The 10093-nt window shown below is 71.3% G+C and carries 7 protein-coding genes and 1 pseudogene; 4 read left to right on the top strand and 4 right to left on the bottom strand.

The window, feature by feature from the left end; translation table 11 throughout:
* Positions 1 to 180: 180 nt before the first annotated feature.
* The 4 genes from secD (at position 181) to ACWDX9_RS54015 (ending at position 5314) form a co-directional block, all read left to right on the top strand.
* The gene (secD, locus tag ACWDX9_RS54000) at positions 181 to 2394 is read left to right on the top strand and encodes a protein translocase subunit SecD (RefSeq protein WP_449970059.1); all 2214 of its coding nucleotides are present in this window, start codon (positions 181 to 183) and stop codon (positions 2392 to 2394) included.
* A 52-nt stretch (positions 2395 to 2446) separates the two neighbouring features.
* Positions 2447 to 2773, top strand: coding sequence for a hypothetical protein (locus ACWDX9_RS54005; protein WP_449970062.1), 327 nt, complete (start codon positions 2447 to 2449; stop codon positions 2771 to 2773).
* Positions 2774 to 3101: 328 nt separating this feature from the next.
* Positions 3102 to 3977 carry a LysR family transcriptional regulator gene (locus ACWDX9_RS54010; protein ID WP_449970065.1) on the top strand — a complete coding sequence of 292 codons (876 nt, stop codon included), beginning with the start codon at positions 3102 to 3104 and terminating at the stop codon, positions 3975 to 3977.
* A 110-nt stretch (positions 3978 to 4087) separates the two neighbouring features.
* Positions 4088 to 5314: a MalY/PatB family protein gene (locus ACWDX9_RS54015; protein WP_449970067.1), complete on the top strand. Its 1227-nt coding sequence runs from the start codon at positions 4088 to 4090 to the stop codon at positions 5312 to 5314.
* Between the two features lie 5 nt (positions 5315 to 5319).
* On the opposite strand, the gene ACWDX9_RS54020 is transcribed toward ACWDX9_RS54015, so the two are convergent.
* From ACWDX9_RS54020 to ACWDX9_RS54035, 4 genes and pseudogenes are all read right to left on the bottom strand, one after another.
* Positions 5320 to 7413, bottom strand: coding sequence for a GAF domain-containing SpoIIE family protein phosphatase (locus ACWDX9_RS54020; protein WP_449970069.1), 2094 nt, complete (start codon positions 7411 to 7413; stop codon positions 5320 to 5322).
* A gap of 212 nt (positions 7414 to 7625) precedes the next feature.
* On the bottom strand, positions 7626 to 8066 hold the full coding sequence (locus ACWDX9_RS54025; protein ID WP_449970072.1) for a TetR/AcrR family transcriptional regulator: 441 nt from the start codon (positions 8064 to 8066) through the stop codon (positions 7626 to 7628).
* Between the two features lie 127 nt (positions 8067 to 8193).
* Complete coding sequence (locus ACWDX9_RS54030; protein ID WP_449970074.1) at positions 8194 to 9597, bottom strand: arabinose isomerase; 1404 nt, start codon at positions 9595 to 9597, stop codon at positions 8194 to 8196.
* A gap of 88 nt (positions 9598 to 9685) precedes the next feature.
* Positions 9686 to 10093: pseudogene (locus tag ACWDX9_RS54035) on the bottom strand (alpha/beta hydrolase family protein); the annotation flags it as partial.

Consider the following 10093-nt stretch of genomic DNA (forward strand, 5'->3'; position numbering starts at 1 on the left):
GGGCCGGCCGTGCTGCCGTCCGCCCTGCCGCAGCCGCGGCGTGCCTGGGTGGCCGTGGTCGCGAGCCCGGCCGCCGACGTTCCCGCCGACCGCCGTCCGGCGGCGGCCCCCGCGCGGGGGCCTCCCTCCACAGAGTGCTGAAGACCCCCTTTTCGCACATCTGAGCCTGTGGAGGCTTTCATGTTCCGTGCGCCAGTTTGGCGTGCGGTGACGGCCCTTGCCGTCATCGCGATCTCCTTGATCCTGGCCCTGGTCAGCGCCCCGCGCCTGGGCCTGGATCTACGCGGTGGCACCCAGCTCGTCTTCGAGACGAGGGACTCGCCCACCGTCAAGGCCGACTCGGCCGCCACCGACCGCGCTCTCGACGTGCTCCGCCAGCGGGCGGACGCGCTCGGCGTGGTCGATCCCACCCTGGTCCGCTCCGGCGAGCGGCGGATCATCGTCGAGCTGCCCGGCGTGCTCGACCCGCGGCAGGCGGCCGAGGTCATCGGCCGTACCGCGCAGCTCGCCTTCCACCCCGTCCTCGGCAACGAAGGTGACGTACGTGACGAGAACGGCGGGCGGTTGCGGCTCGGGCCGGCCGCCATCACCGGCGACGGCATCGCCGACGCCGTCCAGCAGAGCGACCCCCAGCGCGGCCCCGGCTGGTGGGTGAGCATCGACTTCCGCGACGCCGGCGCCTGGCAGCGGATGAGCGGGGCGGCGGCGTGCGAGCCGGTGGGCGATCCCAAGCGCCGGATCGCGATCGTGCTCGACGACGAGGTGATCTCCTCGCCGCCGCTCGACCCGTCGATCCCGTGCCGTACCGGGATCCCCGGCGGGAGCGCGGACATCACGGGCTCGTTCACCCACGACGAGGCCCGCGACCTGGCCGTGCTGATCAAGGGTGGCGCGCTGCCCGTGCCGCTCACCATCGTCGAGCAGCGTACGGTCGGCCCGACGCTCGGCGCGGCGGCCATCGACGCGAGCGCCAAGGCGGCGGTCGCCGGGCTGGTCCTGACGGCCGCCTTCATCGTCGCGGTCTACCGGATGTCCGGGCTGCTCTCGACGCTCGCGCTCGCCTGCTACGGCCTGATCTCGTACGCGGCGCTGGTGGCGATGGGGGCGACGTTCACGCTGCCCGGGCTGGCCGGGTTCGTGCTGGCGATCGGCATGGCCATCGACGCCAACGTGCTGGTCTTCGAGCGGGCCAGGGAGGAGTACGACCAGGGGCGCGGCCGCCGCGGGCTGAAGGCGGCCCTGGAGCGGGGGTTCAGGAACGCCTGGAGTGCCATCGCCGACTCCAACGTCACCACCCTCATCGCCGCGGGCCTGCTGTTCTGGCTGGCCTCGGGGCCGGTCAAGGGCTTCGGCGTGACGCTGGCCGTCGGCGTGCTGGCCTCGCTGGTCTCGGCCATGCTGATCACCCGCGTGCTCGCCCACGCCGTCATCGGCCGGGTCGGTCCGCGCCTGTCGGGCCTGGGCTCGCCGGGAGCCGTACGGACCTGGCTGACGCGCAGGAACCCCCAGCTCATGAAGGCCAGGAGGCTGTGGCTGGCGATCGCGGGCACGCTGGTGGCGGTGGCCGTCGCCGGGCTGCTCGCCCGCGGGCTGAACTTCGGCGTGGAGTTCACCGGCGGGCGGCTCGTCGAGTTCGCCACCGCGAAGCCCCTGTCGGCCGACGTCGCGGGGCAGGCCGTCTCGCGTGCCGGGTTCCCCTCGGCGGTCGTGCAGGCCAGCGGCGACGGCGTCACCGTACGCGCCGGGCAGCTCGGGCTGGACGACGTGGCCAGGATCGAGCAGGAGCTGGAGCGGCAGGCGGGGGAGGTGACCAAGCGGAGCGACGAGTTCGTCGGCCCGAGCCTGGGCGAGGAGCTGCGCCGCAACGCCCTCGTCGCGCTCGGCGTGGCCGTCTCCATGCAGCTGGCCTACCTGGCGATCCGGTTCAGGTGGACGTTCGGCGCGGCGGCGGTGCTGGCGCTGCTGGTGGACGTGACCGTGGTGGCGGGCATGTTCGCGTGGCTCGGCAAGCCGGTCGACGGGATCTTCCTGGCCGCGATGCTGACCATCGTCGGCTACTCGGTCAACGACAAGGTCGTGGTCTTCGACCGGGTACGCGAGCTGTGGTCCCCCCGCAGCCCGTTCGTCACGGCGGTGAACTCGGCCATCCTGCAGACCATGCCGCGCACGGTCAACACCGGACTCGGCGCGCTGTTCATCCTGCTCGCGCTCATGGTCTTCGGCGGGGACTCCCTGCGGGACTTCGCGCTGGCGCTGGTGACCGGGATCGTGACGGGCACGCTGTCGTCCGCCTTCGTGGCCGGGCCGCTGGCCGTCTGGCTGGCCCGGTACGACCGCAAGCCGCCTCCGGGGCCGCCCGTCAAGCGCCGGCGGGTCTCGGGGGCCGTGGTTTAAGTCCTTACTCGGGGACTTGAAAGTCCTCATATGGGGATATAGCGTGATCCGCATGTATGCGATAGTCAGGCACTACAGCGCGGACGCGAGCGCGATCACCGAGATGGTGCAGCACGTGGACCGGGAGTTCGCCGACCGCGTCCCCGAGCAGGTGGGGTCGGTCCTCTACACCGCCGTCGACACCGGCGGGGGGACCGTGATGACGATCACGATGTTCGGGGACGCGGAGGCGGCCTCCCGTGCCGAGAGCGCGGTGATCGGGGTCCAGGAGAGCCTCGGGGCCCGGTTCGGGGTGCGGGAGACCGCCGTCGAGCGCGGGGAGGTGATGGTCAGCCGCGCCACGCCGTCCGTCGTCGGACGCGTCAGGTTCGAGCCGTAGGCGCCGGCGCGGCTCATCCCGCCCGCCGTCCGATCGTCGGCGCGCGTCGATCGCGGGCGTCGGTCGCGTCCAGCACGATGCGGAAGCGTGGCGCGCCGGAGCCGAGGCCGGGAGACGGCCCCGCCTGCCTGCTCCAGGGGCATGCGCTCGATCATCGGGCATACGCCGGCCGTCACGGCGAACTTCATCGCCTCTTCGGTGGTGATGGCTGACAAGGGTGCGCTCCATCCCATATATGCATATCTAGCGGTTATGGAATGGTCCGGCGTAAATGCTGGTCAGGCAGCCGGGTAGCGGACATGAGTGAATCTGGCCATAAGATGAAGCTATGGCTGAGCGTCTGAATCCGGAGGGGTTGCGGTACGCGCAGGCGGTCGCCGAGACGAAGTCCTTCAGCGCCGCCGCCCGCGCGTACGGTGTCACCCAGCCGGCGCTGTCGAACGGGATCGCCAAGCTCGAGGAACGTCTCGGAGGGCGGTTGTTCGATCGATCACCGCGCGGGGTGACGCCGACCGCGTTCGGCGCTCGGATCCTGCCTCTCGTCGACAGCGCCCTGGCCGGGCTCGACGCCATCGTGGCGGAGGCGAGACGGCTGACCGAGCCCGGCGATCAGAAGATCCGCATGGGAGTATCTCCCCTCATCGGCTCGCAGCTGGTCGCGCGGGCGTTCAGCGCGGTCTGTGACCTTCCTGCGCCGCGGGACCTGGTGCTGCGTGAGGCGAACATGGAGGACCTGCGGGAGGGCCTGCTGGCCGGGCAGCTCGACATCATCCTGATCCCGGCCGTGGCGCCGCTGCCGCGGTTCGAGCACCGGATCATCGAGGTCGAGCCGATCGTCGTCGTCGGCTCCTCGCAGGAGGCCCCTCTGGAGGTGGGGGAGGCCGGAGGCGAGCAGCTCATCCTGGTGCCCGACTCCTGCGGTCTGACCACGTTCACCAGGCAGCTGTTCGCGGCGCGCGCGTTGCCGCTGCGCACCTACCCGGGCGAGGCCGGCAGTTATCGGGTCCTGGAGGAGTGGGCGAGCCTGGGCCTGGGAGCGGCGATGCTGCCGCGGTCCAAGCTCACCTCGCCTGATGCGCGCTCCCGCCCCCTGGTGGATGACGGTCGCGCGGTGGAGATCTCGTACGAAGCGGTATGGAGCGCAGGCTCCTCCCTCGGCGCGGACCTGGCCTTCCTCGTCGACAGGCTCGCCGCCTCGCGCTAGCCATTCACCTTGTTTATTGCCACATTCAGGAGGAGCCTCTGGTGGGGCCGTCGGCACTCGCCTAACCTTGCTGGTCAATCATCGAGCGGGAAGAGGCATGAGGTGATCGGATGAAGAGGGCCGGTTCCGAAGTCAGCCGGCGGGCCGATCCTCTCGTGCAGCTGTCGCTCGAACAGCTACGCGAGCGCACGAGCATGAAGTGGCGCGCGCACCCCGATGACGTGCTTCCGCTCTGGGTGGCGGAGATGGACGTGCCGCTGGCCCGTCCCATCGCCGACGCGCTGCACCGGGCGATCGACCTCGGCGACACCGGATACCCGTACGGGACCGCCTACGCGGAGGCTCTCGCGGAGTTCGCCCGCCGGCGATGGCGGTGGGACGGCCTGCGCGTCGAGCACACGGCCGTCGTGCCCGACGTCATGATGGGCATCGTCGAGATCCTCCGCCTGATCACCGGCCCCGGGGACGCGGTCGTCGTGTGCTCGCCGGTCTATCCGCCCTTCTACGCGTTCGTCACGCACGACGCGAGGAAGATCGTCGAGGCGCGGCTCGGCCCGGATCTGCGGGTCGACCTCGACACCCTGGAAGAGGCGTTCGTCCGCGCGCGGAGCCACGGCCGTCGCGCGGCGTTCCTCATGAGCAACCCGCACAACCCGACCGGCGTCGTCCACACCCGTGATGAGTTGCAGGCGATCGCCCAGCTCGCCCGAAAGCACGGCGTCCGGGTGATATCCGATGAGATCCACGCCCCGCTCGTGTTGCCCGGAGCCACCTTCGTCCCGTTTCTCGACATCGAAGGATCCGAGAACGGCTTCGCGCTGACCTCCGCGTCCAAGGCCTGGAACCTCGCCGGTCTCAAGGCCGCCCTGGTCATCGCGGGCGCCGACGCCGTCGACGACCTCCGGCGCATGCCCGAGGAAGTCGGTCACGGCCCCAGCCACCTGGGCGTCATCGCGCACACCGCGGCGTTCCGCGCGGGCGGAACCTGGCTCGACGAGCTGATACTCGGCCTCGACGCGAATCGCACCCTTCTGGGGCAACTCATCGCAGAACACCTCCCTGAGGCGCGCTATCGACCGCCCGAGGGCACCTACCTCGCCTGGCTCGACTGCACCTGGCTCGGCCTGCACGAGGAGGGGCAGAGCGACGAGCTCGGCGTCGTCAGCGACGTCGCCGGACCGGCGAAGCTGTTCCTCGATCGCGCCCGCGTCGCCGTGAGCTCGGGGCACGTGTTCGGCTCCGGCGGGGCCGGCTGCGTGCGGCTCAACTTCGCCACCTCGCCGGACATCCTGCGCCAGGCGCTGTCCAGGATGGGTCGCGCGGTGCGCGAGCCCTGACAGCCTCACGTCCTGCAGAGGAGCACCGCGATGTCGTCCATGCGCTGTTCGGCCGTGGCCTGCTTGATGAGCGACTCGGCCAGGTCGTGCAGGGGCTGGCCGGGTGAGGGCGTGAAGCGCTCGGCCAGGTCGTCGATGGCCTCGCCGATGCTGCGGCCCGGTTCCTCGATGAGGCCGTCGGTGTAGAGGGCCAGGACGGAGCCGGGCGGCATCGGCACCTCCGTGGTGGCGTACTCGGCGTCGGGGTCCACACCGAGCAGCAGCCCGGGCGAGGAGTCGATGGCCTCGGTACGCCACCCGGGCCGCCCGAACAGCGGCGGCAGGTGTCCCGCGCTGGCCAGGCAGGCGATGCGTTTGCGCAGGTCGATGTTGACGTACAGGCAGCTGGTGAAGCGGTCGGGGGACAGCTCGCTGAGCAGCCGGTTGGTGCGCGCGAGCACCTCGCCCGGGCTGGCCCCGGAGGTGGCGTGGGCGTGGATGGCGGTGCGTACCTGGCCCATGAGGGCGGCCGCGGTCACGTCGTGGCCCTGCACGTCGCCGATGACCGCGGCGGCCATGGTGTCGGTCAGGCGGATGAGGTCGTAGAAGTCGCCGCCGATGTCCATGCCCGGGGTGGCGGGCAGGTAGTGGGCGGCCAGTTCCAGGCCGGCGATCTCGGGCAGCCTGCGCGGCAGCAGGCTTTTTTGCAGGCACTGGGCGAGCTGGTGCTTGACGTCGTACAGCCGGGCCCGCTCGTACGCCTGCGCGATCAGCCCCGCGAGCGCGGTCAGCGTGGCCCGCTCGCTGGCGCAGAACTGGTGCGGCCGGTTGTAGGCGAGGACGCACGTGCCGATCGGATGACCCGAGATGACCAGCGGCAGGAAGGCCCAGGCGGACATGTCGTCCGAGCGGACGGCCCCCGGGTATGCCTTGCGCAGCTCGTCCCAGGTGGAGAAGAACGTCGGCTGGCCGGCGTCGAAGGAGTGGTTGGCCGGGTCCGGCGGGATCACGGGACGGCCGTCGAACTCCTGGATGGCCTGCGGGCTGTAGCCGCGCGAGGCGTCCACGCGCAGCCGGCCGCCCTTCGAGGTCAGGATGGCCAGGGCCTGGACGTTGTAGACGGGCATGACGTGGTCGGCCACCAGGTCGACCACCTCCTGCGCGGTCACCGCCCGCGAGAGCTTGGTCGCCAGGTACAGGACCTCGTGCAGCGCGACGTTCGGGGCCGGCCGCTCGGCTCCGGCCGCCAGGTGACCCGGGCCGCGGGCGCCGACGGCGGGCGTGATGCGCACGGTGATCCCGGACAGGCCGGGGAAGAACCGGAGCGACAGCTGGCGCCCGGCGGGGTTGCGTATCGTGAAGTGGGTGACCTGGCGGCCGACGACCGCGGCGCGGTAGGCGTCCTCGTACGCGGGGTCGTTCATCCACGGCAGCGCCTCACCCAGGCGTTTGCCAAGCAAATCGGACGCGGAGCTGAGCAGCAGGTCGGCGGCCGGGGCGCTGAGGAGGCTCACGCGCCCGTTCACGTCCAGCGAGCCGAGACCCTCGGGCAGCCGGTTCAGGCAGTCGAGCGCGATCAGGTCGGGCCGCGGGTCGGCCTTGCGCTTCGGGTCCAGCACCCGGGGCCGCGGCCCCGGCTTGATCGGCTGCCCCTGCTCGGCGGCCTCCTGGAGCACCTCGGCCATCTGGCCGCTGATGTCCTCGATCCGGTCGAGCTGGCGCTGGGTCAGCCGGCTCACCCGCCCCGCCGGCCACAACAGCACGAAGCCGCCCCAGACGGTGCCGTCGGAGATGAGGGGGTGCGCGGCGGACGCGAAGTCGTACGGCACGGACAGCGCCGCCGACGGGAACTCGCGCGCCAGGCCCTCCCTGTCGGGGACCCAGACCAGCCGCTGCTCGCACACCGACGTGGCGATCGGCGCGCGGTCGTTCGTCCTGACCCTGGCCCACGCCTTGGCGATCATGGGGGGAAGCCCGAGCTGGCTGTCCATCTTCAGGACGTCGCCGTCCTCGTCCAGGAGGTAGAGGTTGCCGATGTGCGCCCGTGTGCTGACGACGGCTTCGACCAGCAGCTCGTCCAGGAGGGACGAACCGGTCGTCAGGGCGCCGTTCCCCCGCACCGCCTCAGCCCGTCTCGCTCACGACGTGCGAGCGCCCGAATTGCCTGAAACCTCGCATATGGGCAGAATACACGCACGCACGTAGCAGATTGCTTACGGTGTGCCAGGGTGTAGATCTAGCGGAGGGACGCCGCGGAAGATCTCGCTTGACGTGTTCGCGAAATGTTCGTCATGAAGCGGCCCTCCCGTTCGGAGATTCTTGAAGCCCACTCCTACAGCTTGAGCGCCCGGTCGAGCAGCTGATGCATGTGCGCGCGGAAGCGCCGCAACATGCGGGGATCGTCGGCGTGGCGGCGCCGGCCGGTCCCGTCGAGCACCCCGCTCAGCGTGAACCCGTGGATGCACCAGATCATCGTGTACGTGGTGAACTGCGCGTCGGCGCGGTGCAGCGCCTCCGGCCGCCGCTCGGGCGGGGTGTCCCGCAGCTCGTCGGCCCTGGCCACGATGACCTCGGACAGCACCCGGTGGGCCTCCTCCATGACCGTGAGGTAGAGCCCCCGTTTGGTGGGGAAATGCGCGCTGAGGGCCGCCGTGTCCAGCCCCGCGGCCTCCGCGATCTGCTCGGTGGAGGTGCCGTCGAAGCCGAGCGCGGCGAACGGTCTGGTCGCCGTCCGCACGATCGACTCCCGCTCGCCGCCTTCTGGAGAGCCCATGGACGCGACCCTAGATCCGGAGCGGCATGCGGTCCGTTAATCGATCGACAAGCGGAGGTAAAAGTAGTCCCTCGAACGCCCTTGCCGGGCCCTCCGGCGGCCCGGGCCCGGCAGGAGCGCCCAGGGGTCACACCTGGATGTACTCCGCTTCCAGCAGGTGGGCCAGGGCCTTGAGCTCGGCGCCGCGGTGGCCGGTGCCGAGGGCCCAGTGGTGGGACATGCCGGTCGCGCTCCAGTCGTCGGTCCACTCGCCGGGGTCCCGGCCGAAGTCCACGCGGGACGTCGTGTTCCCGATCTGCAGGTGCGGCCCGTCCACGGTCTCACCTTCCGAGGCCACCAGGGCGAAGCGTCCGTCGCGGCGCTGGATGATCCCGAACGCCGTCACCGGCCCGTGCTTGACGTCGAACTCCACGGAGACGCCCCAACCCCGCTTCCCGTGGTACACGCCGAGCCCGCGCAGCAGCGGCCTGCGGGCGCTGATGGCCAGGTGGGCGGGGCCGTCGTGGCCCATCTCGACGTGGCCCCGGTGGAAGTCCAGCGCCTGGAGCTCGGTGAACGACCCTCCCGCGCCCATCCGGTCCATGATCAGCATGGCCAGGCTGGTGCGCAGCTCGAACTCGCCGGCCGCCGGGATGCCGCGCGCGGTGAGCAGGGACGCGCCGAGGATCATCCCCGCCCCCAGCCGCTCGTGCGTCTCCCCGTCCAGGCCGCGGTGATAGTACGCCAGGCTGTCCAGCGAGAAGTCCTCCACCAGCCGGTCCAGGCCGACGGAGACGCGGCAGGCCCACTCGAGGTCGACGGCGTTGACGCTGTCGGCCAGCTCGAAGATCTTCTCGGTCTCGGCGCGCTTGGCGGCGACCTCGGTGTCAGTGACCTTCTCCACGCGGACCCGCAGGTCGTCGAACTCCAGCACCTCGACGTGCCCGCCGAAGTTCGCCGAGACGAGCGTGAGGTCGGTGGAGACGTCCAGCATGCCGGGGTAGAGGTGCCCCATCAGGCCGTGCCGGCCGTGCCGCAGGGCCGCGCGGGCCCCGGCGGCCCGCACCCAGCTCGTGATGCGGGCCCAGGCGCGCTCGTCCTCCAGGTAGCCCGAAACCGACCGGAACGGGATGCCGCACCGTTGGAAGGCGTTGGCCATCTCGGGCAGCGGGCAGGCGCCGCAGTAGGCGAGCCACTGGCCGGTGTCGAACGTGGCGTGCTCCATCGACTCGGTCGGCTGCAGGTTGATCAGCAGCACGGGCGCGCCGCTGCGCTGCGCGATGGGCACGAGCATGGTGGCCGTCATGTACGTGGTGAGGAACCCGACGATGAGGTCGCAGTCCGCGGCCCGCAGCTTCTCGGCCGCGACCGCGCCCTCCTGGGCGTCGGAGATGAACCCGACGTCCACGATCTCCGCGTCCAGCTCCCGCATCCGTTCGGAGACCCGGTCGGCCGATCGCTGGAGCTGGGGGAGCAGGTCGGGGAACTGCGGCCAATATGCGCCCAGCCCGCCGGCGACCAGTCCGACACGGGTCTTCGTCTTGCTTGCCACGGTGATGCCCTCCTGAGGGGTGAAGGGTGGGTGCCGGGAGAGTTTCGGACAAAAGTATAGATCTTTTCCGAAACCTCACCATAGGGCATCAAGGGTGGAGCGTGCGGTCCAGGAAGTCCACGACCGTGCGGGCCAGGGTCAGCCGGTGGTCGGACAGGGCGTGGTCGGTGGGGAAGAGGTGGTGCTCCAGTCGCGGCACCGGATGCGCCTCGTAGGCCCGGACCAGCGGATGGTGGTGCGTCTCTGCGGGCGTGACGGGGTCGCGTCCCGTCCCGACGAGCAGCACGGGCCGGTCGGCCAGGCGCGGCGCGAGCGTCGCCAGGCTCCACTCCTGCCCCGCCGCCTCCATCTCGGCGACCAGCGCCGCGGCGCTGGTGCCCTGGAGCGGCAGCAGCTCGCCCTCCCAGTCCCGCAGGAACCCCTCCCGCACCGCCGGGTCCGCCAGGCAGGCCGCCGCGCCCGCGCCCACGTCGAACGCCGCCACCGAGGCGACCGC

It is taken from the genome of Nonomuraea sp. NPDC003201, assembly GCF_053590415.1.

Bases quoted from the DNA above. Each gene is read 5' to 3' on its own strand.
- ACWDX9_RS54005 (WP_449970062.1), top strand. From the start codon at position 2,447: ATGTATGCGATAGTCAGGCACTACAGCGCGGACGCGAGCGCGATCACC.
- ACWDX9_RS54010 (WP_449970065.1), top strand. From the start codon at position 3,102: ATGGCTGAGCGTCTGAATCCGGAGGGGTTGCGGTACGCGCAGGCGGTC.
- ACWDX9_RS54015 (WP_449970067.1), top strand. From the start codon at position 4,088: ATGAAGAGGGCCGGTTCCGAAGTCAGCCGGCGGGCCGATCCTCTCGTG.
- ACWDX9_RS54025 (WP_449970072.1), bottom strand. From the start codon at position 8,066: ATGGGCTCTCCAGAAGGCGGCGAGCGGGAGTCGATCGTGCGGACGGCG.
- secD (WP_449970059.1), top strand. From the start codon at position 181: ATGTTCCGTGCGCCAGTTTGGCGTGCGGTGACGGCCCTTGCCGTCATC.